This window comes from Paraburkholderia phymatum, from assembly GCF_038900715.1.
In the GTDB taxonomy this organism is placed as follows: Bacteria; Pseudomonadota; Gammaproteobacteria; order Burkholderiales; family Burkholderiaceae; genus Paraburkholderia; species Paraburkholderia phymatum_A.
In genome coordinates this window covers 362,645-381,281 of record NZ_JAYMRZ010000002.1, presented here as the reverse complement: position 1 = coordinate 381,281, position 18,637 = coordinate 362,645, and the positions used below count along the sequence as shown (strand labels likewise).

The following is an 18,637-nucleotide window of genomic DNA, read 5'->3' as shown; positions in this document are numbered from 1 at the left end:
GTGCGGGCGTGTTTCCGTCTGCTTTGGAAAACGTTTTTCTAAGAATAGAGGGTTTGGCACCGCTTGGCTAGTACGTGTTTTCAGCTATGCCGTGCGCGTTGGGGCGCGGTGGAGGTGTTGTTCAGAGGCAAGAAAAGTTAAACGTTTTCTTTAAGGAGCGCGACAAATCGCTTGCTGTCTGGACCGCGCGGGGCGCTTCAATCGCGAGCGTGCGTCACGGCCAGTTGCAACACGTTTTCGAGTTCGGGCAAGCCGACGGGTTTCGTCAGATGCAAATCGAAGCCCGCGGCCTCGGTTTTCGCGCGGTCTTCGCTCGTGCCGAGCCCCGTCATCGCGGCGATGATCGTGCCCGGCGTCGCAAGCGCCTTGCGGATATGCGGCAGCGCTTCGAAGCCCGTCATCTTGGGCATCGACAGATCGAGCAGCACGAGATTCGGTTGCAGCGTCTGCGCGCATTCGATCGCGGCCTCGCCGTCATAGACGGCATGCGCTTCGTGACCGAGCACCCCGACAAGCGTCGCCATGCTATCGGCGGAATCGATGTTGTCGTCGACCACCATCACCTTCAGATCGGCGTGCTGCGCGGGCGCCGGCTTGTCATCATGCGTGTCTTCGTCGGCGACGGTCTGCGTGTATTCGGGCAGCCATACGGTGAACGCGCTTCCCTTGCCGCGGCCTTCGCTGTGCGCTTCGATATGCCCGCCATGCAGATCGACGATTGCGCGCGCAAGCGTCAGGCCGATGCCGAGCCCGCTCTTGTTCGCCTGTTCTTCCGTCGGCGTTTCCTGCACGAAGAGATTGAAGATCGCGTCGATGGCGGCGGGATCGATGCCGCGCCCCGAGTCCTCGACACGGATCGCGACGAGGCGGCCCGAGCGGAACACGTGCATGCCGATCGACGCGCCCTCCGGACTGAACTTCGACGCATTGTTCAACAGGTTCTGCACCACCTGGACCATGCGCGTGAGATCGCCTTCGATGTGCATCGGCGCATCGGGCAGCGATACGTTCAGCGTCTGTCCTCGCGCGGCGAGAAGCGGCGCGCTGCCTTCGATGCTCAACTGCGCGATGGCCTGCATCGACACCGGCTTCGGCTCGATCTGCACGCGTCCGAGCGTGACACGGCCTGCGTCGAGCAGATCGTCGACGAGCCGCGTGAGATGCGACAGTTGCCGGTCGATCAGTTCGTGCTCGGGCACATACGCCCTATGATCCGCCGACTTCAATTGCAGCATGCTGACCGCGTTGCGCAGCGGCGCGAGCGGATTGCGCAACTCGTGTCCGAGCAGCGCGAGGAACTGGCTCATCCGCTGGCTCGATGCTTCGAGTTCTTCGAGCCGGCGGCGGCGCGACATGTCGCGCGTGATCTTCGCGAACCCGTGCAGCGTGCCGTTCGGATCGCGCAGCGCCGTCGTGATGACGTTCGCCCAGAAGATCGTCCCGTTCTTGCGCACGCGCCACTCTTCCACTTCGATGCGGCCTTCGCGCGCGGCAAGCTCCAGGTCGCGCTGCGGCCTGCCTGCGGCGACGTCTTCGGGCGTGTAGAGCAAGGCCGCCGGTTCGCCCATCACTTCATGCGACTGATAGCCCATCACCTGCGTCGATCCCGCGCTCCACGTCGTGATATGACCTTGCGCGTCGAGCATCGTGATCGCGTAGTCCTTGATCGCGTCGACGAGCACGCGAAAGCGCTTGTCGAGTTCGTGCGCGTTGAAGCGCTCGGTGACGTCGCGCACGAAATACGCAAGCTCGACGCGGCCGTCGAAATGCACGGGACACATCGACACTTCGGCGGGAAACTCCGTGCCGTCGATGCGGCGCGCGACAAGCTCGGTGCGGCTGCGGCTCGCGTGGCCGCTCGAATCTTTGCTCGCGTTCTTTTCGGCACCGCTTCCCGAGCCGCCGCTTCCCGAGCCGCTTATTGCGCCTGTCGTGCCGCCTGTCGTGCCGCTTTCCGCGCCGCGCTCCGATGCGAGCTTGAACACGTCGAGCGTGGCGTAATGCGAATTGCAGCGCGCCGGAAACAGCGTGTCGAGTATCGCGCGCCCCATCACCGCATCGCGCGCATAGCCGAACGTGCGCGTCGCCGCGTCGTTCCAGTCGATGATGATGCCGTCCGTGTCGGTGCACACGAATGCGTCGTGCGTCGTATCGAGCACGAGCCGGCGGCGCAGCAGCGATGCTTCGAGCTTGCTGTCCGCGGCTTCGCGCAGACTGATTTCGGTGCGCAGCCGCGCGATCGTGATCGTATTCTGTTCGATGAGCGCGCGGTTCTCCGCGAACACGCGCTGATGCGCCATGCCCGATGCGACCAGCGACGTAATGCGCTCCAGCGTTTCGACGTCGTCGGCGCAAAACCCGTCGCGCCTGCCCGACATCAGTTTGACGACGCCTGCCACTTCGGCGTGATAGAGCAGCGGCGCGACCACCATCGACATCGCGCCGACACGCTCGCACGCCTGCGCATCGACGCGCGGGTCGTTCGACGTATCGCTGCTGTACAAAAGATGCTTTTCGCGCGAGCACAATCCCGACAGGCTGCCGTCGCGCTTAAGGCGCAGCCCGACATGATGCGCAATCGTGCCGCTGCACGCGCGATACACCATCTCGTCGCCCTCTACCCATTCGACCACCGACGCATGCGCGGTGGGCACGAGTTCGAGCAGCGCATCGGTGACGAGGGACAGGAAGCGGTCGAGGTCGAGCTTCGCGGCGGCGATACGCGAGTGCGCGTCGATCAGCTTGCGCAGCCGCGTATTGGCCGAGCGCTCGCAATTGAGTTGCGCGGCGATATCGGTGATGTCGATCTGTCGATCCTGACTGCCATTCATCGTCGGCGGCTCCGTTCGACGCCAGCAGGCGGTCGCTTGAGAAAGCGTCGCAGACGCCGTACCTGAATCGTCCGGCTTTCGCGATGCACCCAACGGCGCCGTGCATGCAGTCCGGCTATGCGCGGTGCATGGACAAGCGAGGCGCTCTTTCGACGGTTATACACGCTGGCGGTTTCCTGCGTCCAACTCTTCGTCCAACACTTCGTCCATTGCACAATTGGTTGCGCGCGCCTGCATTCGAATCAGATCGATTATAAAAAGCGAATGCCGTTCGCGCCGCGAGCGATGCAACGCGCGAAGAGGCGGTTCTGCGCGCCGGATGTGAAATAAGTCGGGAGATTCAATGCGGAGAAGAGCGGCTACATCATAGGCAGCAGTCAGCGTGCATGGAAAACAGACGAGAGACGGGAGTGCTTCGCGAAGAACCTACTGGGCGATATGGACCGCCGATACCCATATCGCTTTCTTCGCAGCGCTCCGATTTAGTAGTAGCGCTCAGGTCGAAATAGCGCTCATGCTCGCGATACGCGAACGGCAACGGCCGATAACGCGACTAGACGGGAAACCCGTCGGCAAAACGCTCTCGCAGATAACCGACAAAGAGTCCGACCGCGCGCGGAACATGCGACGCATACGGCCGCAAGATATAGAGCTGTTCCGCGAACGCGCCCGTCACGCGCCAGTCGGGAAGCACGACGACCAGCTTGCCCGCCTGCACGGCCGCCTGAGCCGTGAAGTCGGGCACCAGCGCAATGCCAAGGCCTTCGATTGCAGCGTCCCGCAACGCTTCACTGTTGTTGGCCGAAAACTGTCCGTTGACGGGCAGCGTGACAAGCTGCGCGGCCTTTTTTCGCGCGCTCTTGCGCTCGAAGGACCACATCGGCTCTCCCGTCGAACGCGGATAGAACAGGCAATCGTGCGCGGCCAGGTCTTCGGGCGTCTTCGGCGTGCCGCGTTTGCGCAGATATGCACGCGTCGCGACGATCACCGAGTACGTGTCGCAGAGCTTCCAGGCCACGTGCGTATCGGGCGGTTCGGCGCTGTGGCGTATCGCGAGGTCGAAGCCCTCCGTCGCGAGCGAGACGAGCCTGTCGGACACTTCGAGCTGAACGCGCACTTCGGGGTTGGCCAGCAGGAACGCCTGGAGTTTCGGCACGAGCTGCTGCCGCGCGAAGGCGACGGGCGCCGTGACGCGCACCAGTCCGCGTGGCACGCCCGACAGTTCGCGGACCTGCGCGAAGCTGGCGGCGATCTGCGCATACTGGCCGCGCGTGCTGTCGACGAGTTGCTGGCCCGCTTCCGTCAGGCGGACGCTGCGCGTCGTGCGCTGCACGAGCGAGATGCCCGCTGCGCGCTCCAGCTCGGCGATGCGCTGGCTCATCGCCGCCTTGCTGACGCCGAGGCGCGCGGCGGCCGCCGTATAGGTGCCCTGTTCGGCGAGCATCGTGAGCCAATGCAGATGTGTCCAGAGTTCCTCGATATTTTGCGTATCCATACAGCGATTGTTCACCATAGAAAACATTGATTTCAATGGTAGCGTCTTTCCAGCGCGTGCGCTGCTTCATACACTGCTTCTGACGCCAATCACGAAGGAGCCGACATGCAAGCCTATATCGACAGCGCAGACGTGGGACATTTCATCCACGGCGAACGAGTCAACGGAACGGGAACGCGCAGCCAATCCGTCTTCAACCCGGCGACGGGCGCGCGGGCCCGCAAGCTGCTGCTGGGCGAGGCCGCCGATGTCGAAGCCGCCGTCGCGAGCGCGAAGGCCGCGTTTCCGAAGTGGCGCGATACGCCGCCGATCCGCCGCGCGCGCGTCATGCTGCGCTTCCTCGAATTGATGAACCGGCATCGCGACGAACTCGCGGCCATCATCACGGCCGAGCACGGCAAGGTGTTCTCCGATGCGCAAGGCGAAGTGTCGCGCGGCATCGACGTGATCGAGTTCGCGTGCGGCATTCCGCAACTGCTCAAAGGCGATTACACGGAGCAGGTCTCGACGGGCATCGACAACTGGACGACGCGGCAGCCGCTCGGCGTCGTCGCGGGGATCACGCCGTTCAACTTTCCGTGCATGGTGCCGTGCTGGATGTTCCCCGTGGCGATCGCGGCGGGCAATTCGTTCATTCTGAAGCCGAGTGAGCGCGATCCGTCCGCAGCGCTTTTCATGGCTGATCTGCTGAACCAGGCGGGCTTGCCCGACGGCGTATTCAACGTCGTGCAGGGCGACAAGATCGTCGTCGATGCGTTGCTCACGCATCCGGACGTGAGGGCGGTGAGCTTCGTCGGCTCGACGCCCATCGCAAACTATATCTACGAGACGGGCGCGAAGCACGGCAAGCGCGTGCAGGCGCTCGGCGGCGCGAAGAATCACATGGTCGTGATGCCGGACGCCGATCTCGACAAGACCATCGACGCACTCGTCGGCGCGGCATACGGCTCCGCTGGCGAGCGCTGCATGGCGATTTCGGTGGCGCTGCTCGTCGGCGATGTGGCGGACAAGATCGTCCCGAAGCTCGCGGAACGTGCGCGCAATCTGATCGTCAAGAACGGCATGGAAGCCGATGCGGAAATGGGCCCGATCGTCACGCGGCAGGCGCTGGAGCGGATCGAAGGCTATATCGCCGAGGGCGTGAAGGAAGGCGCGACGCTCGTCGTCGATGGGCGCGGCCTGAAGGTGCCCGGCCATGAAGACGGCTTCTTCACGGGCGGCACGCTCTTCGACAACGTCACGCCCGAGATGCGCATCTACAAGGAAGAAATCTTCGGGCCGGTGCTCGCTTGTGTGCGCGTGAAGGATTTCACTGAAGCCGTCGATCTGATCAACGCGCACGAATTCGGCAACGGCGTCGCGTGCTTCACGCGCGATGGCCACATTGCCCGCGAATTCGGCCGCCGGATCGAGGTCGGGATGGTCGGCATCAATGTGCCGATTCCCGTGCCGATGGCATGGCACGGCTTCGGCGGCTGGAAGCGCAGCCTGTTCGGCGACACGCACGCGTATGGCGAAGAAGGCGTGCGCTTCTATACGAAGCAGAAGTCGATCATGCAGCGTTGGCCCGAGAGCATCGAAAAGGGCGCGGAGTTCGCAATGCCGACTGCGACGTAACGCGCGATCCGATCTTTGCGCGTGGTGCGGCCCTCAAAAGAGAAGAGGGCCGCCAGACTTATAGGTTCATCTGACGTTAGATGACACGTGGCGCCCGCATTATTCCCGATCCTCTATGGAGTCGGTCACGGCGTTCCAACTGCAACGCCGATACATCGCCATTGACGCGACTGACGATAGGCCCTGTGGTGCGCAATGGCGCGACACTCGCGAGCGGCACCCCGCTTTCGCGACACCGCGTTCGTCGCTGGACACTCGACGAGCACCGCCTATAGTGTTTCAAAGCTGTGTTGCAAAGCTCGCGCATTCCTGCCGACGACGAACGCATTCGCGCTGCGATTCCATCGGCGAAAGCAGCATACTTTCGGATAACATGCGTCCGACACTACACACATCACGCCCGGAGACATCAGCATGTCGGCACCGCGTTCACTCGATCTCACCGCATTTCCGCGCTACCCGTTGATCGAAGGGCCAACGCCTATTCAGCATCTGAGCCGTTTGAGCAAGGCGCTGGGCGATGTCGATATCTACGTGAAGCGCGACGACCTCATGGGGCTCGGCGGCGGAGGCAACAAGCTCAGGAAACTGGAGTTCCTCATGGGTGAAGCGATCGCGCAGGGCGCGGATACGATCGTCACGGTTGGAGCGCGCCAATCGAATCACGCGCGGCTCACGGCGGCTGCGGCTGCGAAGGCCGGTCTCGCGTGCGAACTGGTGCTGACGCGCGCGGTGCCACGCTATGACAGCGACTACCTCGATAACGGCAACATCCTGCTCGATACGCTGCTGGGCGCTCGCATCCACGATTTGCCGGGCAATGCCGACGCGATGGCATTCGCGACGACACGCGCGGACGAGTTGCGCCAGGCCGGTCACAACGTGTATCTCGCTCCGCTCGGTGGTTCGTCGGCGACGGGATGCCTCGGCTATGCGGCGTGTGCCGCTGAGATCCTGGCGCAAGCACACGACGCCAGTCTTTCCTTCGAACGCATCGTATTGCCCAATGGCAGCGGCGGCACGCAGGCCGGCCTCGTCGCGGGCATGGCGGCGATGGGCGAAGACCCGACGCGTGTACTCGCGTACAACGTTCTGGCGACGCATGAGCACACGTTGTCCAATACGCAGGTAAAGGCGGCTGAAACCTTTGCGCTGCTGCGGCCCGGCATGACGTTGCCGGAAGGAAGCGTCATCGTCGAGGACGGCCAGCGCGGCGAAGGCTATGGCATGCCGACCGATGCGATGCGTGAAGCCGTGCGACTGTTGGCAAGCGTCGAAGGTCTGCTGCTCGATCCTGTGTACAGCGGGAAGGCGTTCGCCGGCCTTTTACAGAGCGTCAGAAGCAACGCATTCGCGCCACGCTCGAAAGTGCTGTTCGTGATGACGGGCGGCCTGCCTGGGCTGTACGCATATCGGAGCGCGTTTTAACCGCATGCATCGAGCGCAAGCAAGTCCGCCGTCAAGCGTTATCCGCTCCGCTCGCCACGGATAACGCCCGGTCTTCGTCAGTCCGCTTTGGCCAGTTGTTCGCGGATGGCGGCTTCCGTCTTCTCGTAGTCGCCTTCGCCAAAGTGGCTATAGACCACGCGTCCCTTCTTGTCGATCAGATAGAACGCCGGCCAATACTGATTGCCGTACGCGTTCCAGGTTGCGTACTGGTTGTCCTGCGCGACGGGGTAGTGCAATCCATATTGAGCGATGGCCGTGCTGACCTTTTTCGTGTCGCGCTCGAACGGGTACTCCGGCGTGTGAACGCCGACTACCACGAGGCCCTGGTTCTTGTACTTCTGATGCCAGCTCTCGACCTGAGGTAGCGTATGAATGCAGTTGATGCACGTATAAGTCCAGAAGTCGACCAGCACGACTTTGCCGCGCAACTGCTGCATCGTGAGCGGTTCGCTATTGAGCCATTTGTCGATGCGCGTGAATTCCGGTGCGGGCTTGTTCTGTTCGACGGGCATCGTCGTCGCAGCGCCGCTGTTGGCGACCATCGTGCCCAACGCAGCGATAGCGGCCAATGCGGCAATGGTAGTCACGGTCTTGAGTCGGGTGAACATGTCGGCGTCCTTTAGTGAGTGACAATCGAGAAGGAATGACCGTATTGAAGCGGCTGCGCGTATCCGGGCTGTGTCGGACTGTCGGGCATTTGAATCGTCATGTATCGGAGGCCGCGCCCGATACATTGGGACACAAATGACCGTGCCGATTGGGCTATAAACAGGCGTTGACAAACGATGGAGCAAAACATGAAACGTCTGTTGGCTATCTTCTTCTTGCTTGCTGGTGGACTCGCCGTCGAAATCGCGCACCCCGTTCAGTGTTCGCTGATCAGCGCGAGCCAGCCTTCCGAAAAGCGCCGGAAATCCCGGACGTAGCGCGATCGAAAGATCGCGGCCGCGCGGAGTTTGTATCGATACGTATAGGCGACACAGTCGGATACTCAATGCTGCAATACGGATTCACGCCGGACACAAAGCAGATACTTTCACCGGTTTAACTATCTACACGTCAGGGATCGCTACTGATCGAAGTCTGAAATCGATGGCGATCCACTTTTTGAATCAATTCATTTCGTGAGGTAGAAACCATGAAACTCCGCTCGCTCATTATTGCCGCCGTCGTCGCTCTTCCCGCTATTTCGTTCGCTCAATCGAATCAACCCGTCACGCGTGCCGAAGTGCGCGCGCAACTGGTCGAATTGCAAAAGGCCGGCTACAACCCGGCGAGCGACGAGACGCAATATCCGCAGAACATCCAGGCCGCTCTCACGCGTATCGATGCACAGCGCGATGCCGTGGCGAACTCATATGGCGCGCCTGCGGATACGGCATCGGCATCGTGGGTGCCTGCGAAGGCGAAAGAGATCATCGGGCTCGGTCCTGTTTACGCCCACTCTTGATCGACACGTGTTGACGCGTCGAAGTCGAAGCAGAGCTTCGACGCGGAGGGCAAGCGAGGTATCTGCCGTGCAGATAGCCGTATTCAAACCCTTCGCTTGATCTTCTGCATGACGGGTGCGACATTGAGTCATCAGTTTTTCATGAGACTTCCGGCCAATGAGCACCCTGACCACTGCGCAACGTATAGGCAGATTCGCCGACGAAGCACGCTTCTTCGATCTCACGCCGCAGGCTCGTCAGGCGTTCAGGCGCAACATCCTCGACAGCCTCGGCTGCGCAATCGCCGCACTGCCAGGCACGCCATTCAAGGCGCTCAGAGAACAGTTCGACGAGTATCGCGGCGGCGGCACGTGCACGCTGATAGGCGGCGGCACGACTACGCCCGACCAGGCCGCGCTATACAACTCGGGTCTCGTGCGATACGTGGATCTGCTCGACAGCTATATGTCGCCAGGCGGCCTCTGTCATCCGAGCGACAACTTCGGCGCGATACTCGCAGCCGCCGAACATGCATCGGCGAGCGGCGAGGATTTCATGCTCGCGCTGGCGATTGCATACGAGATCGGATGCCGAATCACCGCGATCGTCCCCGTGATGGGGAAGGGCTTCAATCACGCGATTCAACTCGCGATCTCGTCGGCGGCAGGCGCGGGCAAGCTGTTCGGCCTGAGCGCCGATCAGATCGCGCACGCGATCGCGATCGCAACCGTCGACAACATCTCACTTTCCTGCGTGCATTCCGAACCCGTGTCGCAATGGAAGGGCTTTTCGCCGGGCATCACGGGCATGCGGGCCGTGTATTCGGCTTCGTTGGCCAAACGCGGATTCACGGGCCCGCTTCGACTGTTCGAAGGCCCCAATGGGCTCGTGCGCATGTTCGATCAGCCGCTCGATATCGACTGGGACGACAAACGGCTCGACGTCGTGCATCAGACGATCATGAAGAAGTACTGCTCGCTGATTCACGGTCAGCCCGTGCTTGAAGCGACACTGGAACTCAAGCGCAAACATGGCCTGACGAGTAGCGATATAGAAGAAGTAGTGTGCGACATCTTTCAGACGGGATACGACATCGCGGGCGGCGGAGGCTTCGGTGCAAAAGACGACCCGCAGACGAAAGAGCAGGCCGACTACAACCTCAAGTATCTGATCGCGGCGGCGCTACTCGACGATCAGGTCGGGCCCGCGCAGCTGGAGCCAGCGCGCGTTCAGGCCGCCGATGCCCAGGCATTGCTGAAGAGAGTGACGATACGCCCCGACGCGGCGTTCTCCGCTCGATATCCGCATGCCTTGAACACGCGCATAACGATCAGATGCCGTGATGGCCGCGTGTATTCGAAAGAACATGTGGGCTTTGAAGGCGGACTTGATAATCCATTGACATGGGAACGCACCGTCGAGAAGTTCAACTGGCTGAGCGAGCAATACGCAGATGAAGCGCTTCGAGGCCAGGTCATCGATCTGGTCTCCACGCTGGAAGCGCACTCCGTCGCGGAGTTGATGCAACTCCTCGCGAAGGCGAGTCCAGTTGCAGGATTCCGGGCAACACACCCGGGCATTCAATAGTCGATTCAGGCAATCAGGAGATTCGAATGGCCCTTATTTCATGCGATATGCGGTACGGCAGAACAGACGAGCAGAAACGCCGGCTGGCAGCGGGTCTACTGCGGGTCGTCAGCGAGGCGACATGCGAGACGAAGAACGATATCTTCATCGTCTTTCGCGGAGGCAGAGGCATCAACTTCGTCGAGCACGGCGAGCATCTTCCCGAGTACGTCGAAGGTGCGGCGAATGACAAAGACCTGATTAGCCGCCTCAAATAGCCTTTGCACGAGACAGGAGAACCATTGTGCCTTTTATCGAATGCCATATCACACAGGGCTTGACGCTCGCGCGCCGCGAGCAGCTCATTCGCGACATCATCCAGGTGACGCACGACTCGATCGGCTCGGACCCGAAGATCATCAACGTGATCCTGCATGAACATCCGCCCGCCAATATCAGCGTGTCGAGCCGTATCAATGGAGAGGACTTCAGGAAAGTAAATAGCGGCTGATTGCATGCGTGACATGCGTGACGGTACATTTATTCCGACAGTGCGCATTCAGGCTTTGGTGTACGATGAGGTCCACCTTGCGTTGCCGTTCGCAGCGAACGGCCCTGTCGATCTCATAGAGGTGCACAGCATGGATGTCGCCGACCTCAAGGTGTTCGAGGCGGTTGCCCGTCACGGCAGCATGAACCGGGCGGCCGCCGAACTTCATACGGTCCAGTCCAACGTAACGGCGCGAATCCGCTCTCTCGAACGGGAAATCGGTGTCGCGCTGTTTCATCGTCATGTACGCGGTGTCAGCCTCACGCCCGCCGGGCAACGGATGCTGCCGTACGCCGCGCGCATGACAAAGCTGCTTGCTGACGCGAAGCTCGCCGCGCTCGATGACGGACCGCCCTCGGGCACACTTGCATTGGGCACGCTGGAAACCACGGCGGCGCTCAGGCTGTCACCCATATTGAGCAATTTCGCGCGCGTGTATCCGCAAGTCCGCCTGTCGCTGACGACGGGCACGAGTTGCAGTCTCACGGGAGATGTTGCGGAATGCAGGCTCGACGGCGCATTCGTTGCAGGGCCTGTCGATCATCCGGATTTGCATGCCGAGACGATCTTCGAAGAAGAACTCGTGCTGGTGACGCCGCGCACGGTGCGTTCGGTCGATGCACTACCCGCCGTCAAGGAACTCAAGACGATCGTGTTTCGGCTGGGCTGCTCGTATCGTCAGCGGCTCGAAGCGCTGCTTGCGGAAATGGGCATCGTCACCGCGACACCGCTCGAGTTCGGTTCGCTGGATGCGATCATCGCGTGTATCGCGGCCGGCATCGGCATTACGCTGCTGCCTCGCGGCGTCGTCACGCGCGCAGCCGAACAGGATATCGTCGCGATCCACTCCGTTGCCGCGAGCACGGCGCGCGTCTCGACGCTCTTCATCCGCCGACACGATGCTTATGTATCGAGCGCCATGCAGGCATTCGTCGAAGTGGCGCGTTCTGGGCTCGGCCCCGTTGTAATGGCGGCAGCCTAGGCTGCTTGCGCGCGGGTATCAACGAGCCTGGTGCGCCGGCTGATGCTATTGCGGCGAAAGAACTCGGTGCAATAGTCGACGAATGTTCTGAATCGCGCGGGAAGCAGTTCTCGATGCGAATAGAACAAGCAGATTTCAACTTCGCTGTCCGACAGCGAACAGCTCGGCAGAACGGGAATGAGCTTGCCCTTCGCGAGATCTTCACGCACCATCGCTTCGGGGAGCTCTGCAATGCCGGCACCCGCGAGCGCCGCCGCACGCAGTACCACATCATTGCCATCCATCGACGACGCGGGAATTACCTGCACCGGCTCGCCGTCTTCGATCATCTGCACGTAGTTCGAGTTTTGCTGACGCGACTGCGAAGGCAATAGCAGGAAGTGCGCAGTGAGATCGGCGGCACAACGAGGCGTGCCGTATCGGGCAAAGTAATCGGGCGATGCCGTGAGCATTCGCGGTGACTTGAACAATGTCCGCCGGATCACGGCCGACTGTTCGACCTGATGCGGCGGAAGCATCGCCATGTCGAACTGTCCGTCATAGAGATTGACGGCGCCTTCGTGTATCGACGCGACAAGATTGACGTTGGGCGCAATCGCACGATAGCCGGCCAGAAACTGCGAGAACGTCTCGCCGATCAGCGTCGGATGAACGGCAAGGCGCAGCTTACCGCTGTCGACTTCACGCTCGCGAGTAATGCGGCGATTGGCTTCGTCGAGTTCTTCGAGCAGGCGGCAGCAGCTTACGTAATACGATTGCGCTTCTTCCGTGAGCGTGACGGATCGCGTCGTGCGATGAAGCACGCGGGTCTGGATCGACGCTTCGAGCTTTGCAATGGCCTTTGAAATGGACCCCGTTGTGACGCCGAGCGACGCGGCCGCCTTGCTGAAGCTCTGATGCTGCGCGGCCGCGACGAATGCTCTCAACATGTAAAGCTGGTCCATGTCCAACTCCCGTTCCATTGCTGCTTCACAGCACTGCCATTACTCTAGCAATGGATTCCGGGGAGAACGCGCGGTTTGTTTTGATAGGGGTATCACCGCGAGAGATAGCTAACGAACCGAGCGGTCTCGCTGAAGAATGGAACGCGAATCCGGCCGCTAGTGCTGTTCACGCCTGTATCTGAATGCGCGGATCGAAATCGAATTCGAGCCTGATGCCGCCGGGTTCGTAGATCATCGTGTGCCGCTTGGGTCCCGCGCCGAGGTTCTCCGGCGCAAAGTCGACCTTGACGCCAGGCCATCGGGACACACGCTCGAACACTGCGCCGAGTTCCTCTTCACTGCGAACGCGAAACGCCAGATGATGCAGCCCGACATTCGTCTTGCGGTCGAATTCGATGCGGTTGGCGGCATCGGCGACTTGCCAGAGCGTCACCATGGTCTTGCCGTCCGATACGAAAGCGGCAGGGTAGTCCGGTTTTTCGCCGACCTGTGTCCAGCCGAGGCAATTGATGAAGAAGTCACGCGTCACGTTCAGCTCGCGACGGTTAGTCCCACGTGATCGATACCGGCGGTGATCGGTTGAGTCGTCATTGTCGGGTTTTCCTATGCAGTCGGGGCGATCGCGGCTTGCGGCGCGATCGATGCAATTATAGGAACGCGAGCTCGCAAAGATTCTTGAGCGAAAAGAAACGGAGATTTGCGATCGGGGCATCGTGCTGACGCATCGTATGGCGGGTGCCGCGTCACGGCTCATGATGCAAACGCTTCGCGGCGATGCTGGTGCTGGAATACGCGTCTATTGCAGCCGCGCGGCCCTCATCTACACTTGATCATACTCAGGCGCTCGCAGGCGCGACATAAGGAGCCGGGAATGACAGACAACACAACAGCGGCGTCAAATGAGCCGATCACAGTCGGCGGATTGACGATCCGGTATCTGATCGACGGAGCCGCGACGGGCGGAATGGGCGTATTCGAGTTGACGGTGCCGACTGGCTCGCGCGTGCCGCCGCCGCATAGTCACACGAACAATGAAGAGTGCGTCTATGTGCTGGAGGGCACGCTGCGCTATGCCGTCGATGGCGTCGTGCGCGATCTCGCGCCTGGCGACTGGATGCACACGCCGCGTGGATCGGTGCATGCCTTCAGCAATCCGCACGGCGCAACGGCACGCGCGCTTATCGTTCTCACACCTGATATCGGGGCGCAGTACTTTCGCGATGTCGGCGCGGTGATCGATGCCGGCGGTCCGCCTGATCGCACGAAGCTCCTTGCCGTCATGTCCGCCTACGGACTGGTGCCCGCCGCGCCGCAATGAGCGGGATAGCACGCGTGACGACGCGGCTAGCCGACCCAACCATCCAGGGCAAGCGCTTGCGTCTGCAAAAACTTGCTCGATACAAACGTTTGCGCTGTTGGTGTGAACTTCGTCGTCGTGCATACTTGCAAACTGCACGCATTGGAGAATGGGCATCTCGGTGCAGTGCGATGAATTCGAACAACACCACGAGAGGAGAAGACCAGCCATGCCGTTGGTGCCGCTGTCGCAACGGGAAGTTACGATCGGGGTTCCGTTGCCGTTCTCCGTCTACACGGCGGACGGCAAGCTGCTGATAGGCCGGGGACATGTCGTTCACAGCGAAGCGCAGTGCCAGAAGCTGTTTGCTTTAGGCGCATACCGGCACACCTTTCCCGGCGAGCACCGCGACGATGCGAAGCCGACAGACGACGCGCCCACACCCGCCGCGCGCGCGCACCGCAATTACGACGAGCAGGACTTCATCGGAAGCTTTCCGACGACGGGGTGCGTGCCCGAGGATTTCATCGTCACGCTAGCGGACGACAGCGGAATTTCGGCACGCACGCAGTTCGTTGGCCTGCTGGAGAAGGTCAGTGTTCTCCTCACTGGCAATGACATCGATCCCGCGTTCACGACGGGCGCACCCATCGACGGTCAGTTCATCGCGGGGCGTTACCGCTATTCATTCCAGTCGGAAGTGATCGGCCGACACGCGATGCCGTTCGAAGTGCTCTATTTGCGCTATCCCGCGGAGGTCCGCTCGCGCACGCTGCGACGCAATGTTCGCGTGGGCATCGACGTCGCTGCGCGTCTGTCGAGAAACGACCGGCCGATGGCGGGCACGGAAGTACGCGCGGTCGATCTCAGCTCGACAGGCGTGGGCCTGCTCGTGAATGCGAATTCGCCCGCGCCCGGCGAGCACTTCAAGCTCTCGCTCCCACTCGCGCGCGCGGGCCGTGTGCGCACGGCGCCGCTGAACTGCATTGCGCGCAACCGGCGCACGAAGGGCGGCGAAACACTGATCGGCGCGGAGTTCGGCAATACGTCGGGCGATGTGCGCGCGCTCGTGAGCGACTTCGTACTGGATGTACTGACGGGAGCCGTTGCGCGCGAACATCCCGCAGCGGGAGAAGGGCGGTTCGCGTAACCGCCGGCAGTACGGAAAAAGGCCGACGCGTTGATACTGGCGTCTGTGCTGAGGAATGCGAATCCGCTCTGAGGGAAACACGCCGCGTTTTTGTTTATGTATGGGCGACGTGACGAATAGAGAATGCGCAGTGCGCTTACGTCCAGTACTTATGGTCGCTCACACTGCGCTCATAGCCGTGAATGTCATGAGGTTCACGACGCTTGCGCGCTGCAGCCCGGCCGTATCCTTCGGGTCTCTGTGGCTGCGCTCGCTCGCGTTCCGGAACGACTGTCGCCGAAGCGGGCGCAGGCGATGCGGCTTCAGCGGCAAGGCGTTCGAGCGGCAATTGTGCATTTGCTCCGACGACGAGAATCGCCTGCATCAGACCCGGTGCCTGATACGCGCACGTCACGGCAAGCGCGACACCGCAAACCGCAATGGCATAACGTGCCTGAAAGTGAGGGAAGCTGATCGTGTGCATCATACGTTCTCCACTGCGCGCGCGAGACGGCCAGGCGTCTCGTCCTTGTGCTCGTCCAGAAGAATGCTGTCGAGCATTTGTCTACAGTACGACGTCTGAAAATCGATAAGCGTTTTGATCTTCGCGTCGACATGACGTCTACATGAATAGACGGCAAATACGCGGATGTTTTGAAGGTGCGAATCAGCGAATAACCGAACGAGCCTTCTATTGCGAATATCGTCGGCGATGCAATGAACAGGCAATGTCGGGATGCGCGCACTGGCAAGCGCGGCAAGTCCGGCCACCTCGATATCGTCGATCACGAACTGGCCGCTCGCTGATGAATGCTTTGCCGCCTGAATGAACGATAAAGCGAGGCGAGGAAATCGACTATCCCTACATTGGGATACCCGGTTGATCGATGGCGTCAATCCTTCATACGTTCGTATAGGCGCGTGTATGCAATGCATACGCACTCGTGCGCCGGCGCGATCGCGTGCGCATCTGACCCATCCGGTTTTATCTATTCCATCCACTCCGGCCGACGTTCGATCTGCCTTCATCCGCCACGCCAATTCCAAACACGGCAAATAACGGAATCAACCCTGAAACAGGCCCTTTTCTACGTTTTGGAAATGGCGCTGGCCTGGGCATAATGCTGGTTGTACACGGCCGTTGAAAAAGGGACGTTTCTTTTTTACCGACCGTCATTGCACTAAGAGCTGGTCCCTTCCTCGCTCGTGGCTCCGACGCAGCCCGGCCAATTCCACCCAGCCTCGTTGCGCGCATCGCGCGCAGTGCGCTCCCTATTATTTTTTTCACGCTCATTCGTGAAGGCCGCGATTTGGCCCGTTTTAGGAATCAACTGATGAAACCGGCAAAGAATACGTTCTGGTCCCGTTATGGCCGCTATGTGATGCTTGGCGTGATCGCGGCGGCCTTCGCGGCGCTTGTCACGTTTTTGCATCTACGCCACGAGCAGCGCAATGCAATGGCGTCGCCAGTGCTCGGAGGTGTCGCGAGCGAAATGCGCAAAGACACGTCGCCGTGGACCCATCAGGAAAGGGACGCGTCCGAAATGCTGCGCGACATTCGCGATCACAACGTGACGGCCATCGGCGTGAGCCCGAATGCGATCCTCGTGTCGACGGGCGACGGAGCGAAGTACTACGTCACCGATCACAACGCAGCCTTTTCGAATGCACTGCTTCTCGGCGAGATGAAGGCGGACGCGCTTTCTCCATATCAACTCGTATGGCTGCCCGATGCGAATGTCCACACGGGTTCCGCGCGCTGGGCGGATGCATTCGACAAGACGCGCGATGTGCTCAGCCTGCTGTTGCCGTTGTTGCTGATCGGCGGGCTCGCGTGGTTCATGCGCCGTGAAATGACGGGCAGCGCGCGGCTGCTCGAAAAGACACCCGCACTGTCCTTCGACGACGTAATCGGCGCGGGCGAAGCAAAGGCCGCGTTGGCCGACATTCAGGCCTATTTGACGAACCCGAAGCAGTTCACCGGCATGGGCGTGCGCGCGCCGTGCGGCATCCTGATGACGGGCGGCCCCGGCGTGGGCAAGACGCGACTCGCGCAGGCGCTCGCGGGCGAGTGCGGCGCGAATTTCATTTCGATTACGGGTAGCTATTTCAGCGCGAAGTACTACGGCGTCGGAATTCAGAAGGTCAAGCACCTGTTCGAGCTTGCGCGCAAAAATACGCCGACCGTCATCTTCATCGACGAAGCGGACGGCCTCGCCAAACGCACAGACACGGGCGGCGGTCCTGTCGAAGCGGAGAGCAATCGCATCATCAACCAGTTGCTCGCGGAGATGGATGGCTTCGAGTCGAATGAAGGCGTGATCATCGTCGCGGCGACGAATCACCCGGACAATCTCGACGAAGCGTTGCGCCGTCCAGGCCGTTTCGATCGCACAGTGCAAGTGCGTTTGCCCGATCTCGAAGATCGTGCGGACATCATCCGTTTCTATGCCGAGAAGCTGAAATCGAAAGCCGACGACATCGACTTCAACCAGCTCGCGCGATTGACCACGGGACTTTCGCCCGCGACGCTCGCGATGGTCGTCAACCAGGCGGGACTCGTCGCGCGCAAGGCGGGTGACGACGTGATCGCGTCGAAGCATTTTGTCGAGGCGATCAAGATCGCGCGTATCGGCGACGTGAATGGCGCGGAGCGCGCGCTCACGGAAGACGAGCGTACCCGTATCGCGGTTCACGAGGCCGGCCACGGACTCGTTGCCGCGCTGCTTGGCACCGGCGTACTCGAAGAGGTCACAATTTTGCCGCGAGGCGGCGCATTGGGCGTCGCGCTGATCACGAAGACGCAGGACAAGCATCTGTATCGCGAGACCGAAATGCGCAATGAAATTCAGGTGCTGTTGGGCGGCCGCAATGCCGAATTGCTGATGTTCTCGGAAGCATCGAGTGGCGCGGCGCAGGACTTGCAGGAAGCGTCGCGAATCAGTCTGGACATGGTGTCGAAATTCGGCTTTAACGCCGAGGGCAATCTGTTCAGTCTTGCCGCGCTGCCTGCGCAATACGCGGGATTGCAGATGAAGAACGCGATCGAACACGCGAACATTTTGCTCAAGGAACTGAACGAAGCCTGCTATGCGCTGTTGCGCGACAACGAGCCGGTGCTGCGCGCGATTGCAAACCAGTTGCTGGAGTCGGAGACAGTGCCGGGTGAAACGGTTTATCGGCTGATCGACGAGCACAAGGCGAGCCGGGACGCGCTGCATCTCGCGGAGCAGCCGGCAGCAGCCTGATCTGTTCGAGCGCGACTGCGGGTGCCCTCAGTCGCCAACGAAAAAGACAGCGGGAAAACATCGAAACAAAAAACCAGGAACTTCCGCCGAACATATTTT

General features: G+C 61.0%; 17 protein-coding genes and 1 pseudogene. 11 read left to right on the top strand and 7 right to left on the bottom strand.

Annotated features, from left to right (window positions below; translation table 11 throughout):
* Positions 1–197 precede the first annotated feature (197 nt).
* Both VSR68_RS04995 and VSR68_RS04990 read right to left on the bottom strand, forming a co-directional pair.
* Positions 198–2,831 (bottom strand): PAS domain S-box protein, encoded by a 2,634-nt coding sequence (locus VSR68_RS04995; protein WP_342938729.1) that lies wholly within the window; start codon positions 2,829–2,831, stop codon positions 198–200.
* A 553-nt stretch (positions 2,832–3,384) separates the two neighbouring features.
* Complete coding sequence (locus VSR68_RS04990; RefSeq protein ID WP_342938728.1) at positions 3,385–4,326, bottom strand: LysR family transcriptional regulator; 942 nt, start codon at positions 4,324–4,326, stop codon at positions 3,385–3,387.
* Between the two features lie 105 nt (positions 4,327–4,431).
* Here VSR68_RS04990 and VSR68_RS04985 point away from each other — a divergent pair, with 105 nt between their 5' ends.
* Entirely contained in the window at positions 4,432–5,943 is a 1,512-nt protein-coding gene (locus VSR68_RS04985) for a CoA-acylating methylmalonate-semialdehyde dehydrogenase (protein WP_342938727.1), read from the top strand.
* Between the two features lie 414 nt (positions 5,944–6,357).
* Positions 6,358–7,371, top strand: a complete 1,014-nt coding sequence (locus VSR68_RS04980) for a D-cysteine desulfhydrase family protein (RefSeq protein ID WP_342938726.1) — start codon at positions 6,358–6,360, stop codon at positions 7,369–7,371.
* A gap of 77 nt (positions 7,372–7,448) precedes the next feature.
* On the opposite strand, the gene VSR68_RS04975 is transcribed toward VSR68_RS04980, so the two are convergent.
* Positions 7,449–8,000: a thioredoxin family protein gene (locus tag VSR68_RS04975; protein ID WP_342938725.1), complete on the bottom strand. Its 552-nt coding sequence runs from the start codon at positions 7,998–8,000 to the stop codon at positions 7,449–7,451.
* Between the two features lie 189 nt (positions 8,001–8,189).
* On the opposite strand from VSR68_RS04975, the gene VSR68_RS04970 reads away from it, so the two are divergent.
* From VSR68_RS04970 to VSR68_RS04945, 6 genes are all read left to right on the top strand, one after another.
* Positions 8,190–8,318, top strand: coding sequence for a hypothetical protein (locus VSR68_RS04970; RefSeq protein WP_342938724.1), 129 nt, complete (start codon positions 8,190–8,192; stop codon positions 8,316–8,318).
* A gap of 212 nt (positions 8,319–8,530) precedes the next feature.
* Positions 8,531–8,842 (top strand): DUF4148 domain-containing protein, encoded by a 312-nt coding sequence (locus tag VSR68_RS04965; protein ID WP_342938723.1) that lies wholly within the window; start codon positions 8,531–8,533, stop codon positions 8,840–8,842.
* Between the two features lie 157 nt (positions 8,843–8,999).
* Complete coding sequence (locus VSR68_RS04960) at positions 9,000–10,409, top strand: MmgE/PrpD family protein (RefSeq protein WP_342938722.1); 1,410 nt, start codon at positions 9,000–9,002, stop codon at positions 10,407–10,409.
* Between the two features lie 26 nt (positions 10,410–10,435).
* On the top strand, positions 10,436–10,666 hold the full coding sequence (locus VSR68_RS04955) for a tautomerase family protein (protein ID WP_342938721.1): 231 nt from the start codon (positions 10,436–10,438) through the stop codon (positions 10,664–10,666).
* A gap of 26 nt (positions 10,667–10,692) precedes the next feature.
* A complete protein-coding gene (locus tag VSR68_RS04950; protein WP_342938720.1) occupies positions 10,693–10,899 on the top strand; it encodes a tautomerase family protein in 207 nt (68 codons plus the stop codon).
* Between the two features lie 130 nt (positions 10,900–11,029).
* The gene (locus VSR68_RS04945) at positions 11,030–11,920 is read left to right on the top strand and encodes a LysR substrate-binding domain-containing protein (RefSeq protein ID WP_342938719.1); all 891 of its coding nucleotides are present in this window, start codon (positions 11,030–11,032) and stop codon (positions 11,918–11,920) included.
* Here VSR68_RS04945 and VSR68_RS04940 read toward each other — a convergent pair.
* A complete protein-coding gene (locus tag VSR68_RS04940) occupies positions 11,917–12,864 on the bottom strand; it encodes a LysR family transcriptional regulator (protein ID WP_342938718.1) in 948 nt (315 codons plus the stop codon). The two genes, VSR68_RS04945 and VSR68_RS04940, sit on opposite strands and share 4 nt — an antisense overlap.
* A gap of 166 nt (positions 12,865–13,030) precedes the next feature.
* Positions 13,031–13,455, bottom strand: a pseudogene (locus tag VSR68_RS04935) (VOC family protein).
* Positions 13,456–13,735: 280 nt separating this feature from the next.
* Between VSR68_RS04935 and VSR68_RS04930 the strand changes: the two are divergent.
* Positions 13,736–14,182, top strand: coding sequence for a cupin domain-containing protein (locus tag VSR68_RS04930; RefSeq protein ID WP_342938717.1), 447 nt, complete (start codon positions 13,736–13,738; stop codon positions 14,180–14,182).
* A gap of 208 nt (positions 14,183–14,390) precedes the next feature.
* A complete protein-coding gene (locus VSR68_RS04925) occupies positions 14,391–15,311 on the top strand; it encodes a PilZ domain-containing protein (RefSeq protein ID WP_342938716.1) in 921 nt (306 codons plus the stop codon).
* A gap of 136 nt (positions 15,312–15,447) precedes the next feature.
* Here VSR68_RS04925 and VSR68_RS04920 read toward each other — a convergent pair whose 3' ends face one another.
* Positions 15,448–15,777 carry a hypothetical protein gene (locus VSR68_RS04920; protein ID WP_342938715.1) on the bottom strand — a complete coding sequence of 110 codons (330 nt, stop codon included), beginning with the start codon at positions 15,775–15,777 and terminating at the stop codon, positions 15,448–15,450.
* A complete protein-coding gene (locus tag VSR68_RS04915; protein ID WP_342938714.1) occupies positions 15,774–16,079 on the bottom strand; it encodes a hypothetical protein in 306 nt (101 codons plus the stop codon). Before VSR68_RS04915 ends, VSR68_RS04920 begins: the two co-directional genes overlap by 4 nt.
* Before the next feature lie 545 nt (positions 16,080–16,624).
* On the opposite strand from VSR68_RS04915, the gene VSR68_RS04910 reads away from it, so the two are divergent.
* Positions 16,625–18,538: an AAA family ATPase gene (locus tag VSR68_RS04910; RefSeq protein WP_342938713.1), complete on the top strand. Its 1,914-nt coding sequence runs from the start codon at positions 16,625–16,627 to the stop codon at positions 18,536–18,538.
* Positions 18,539–18,637 lie beyond the last annotated feature (99 nt).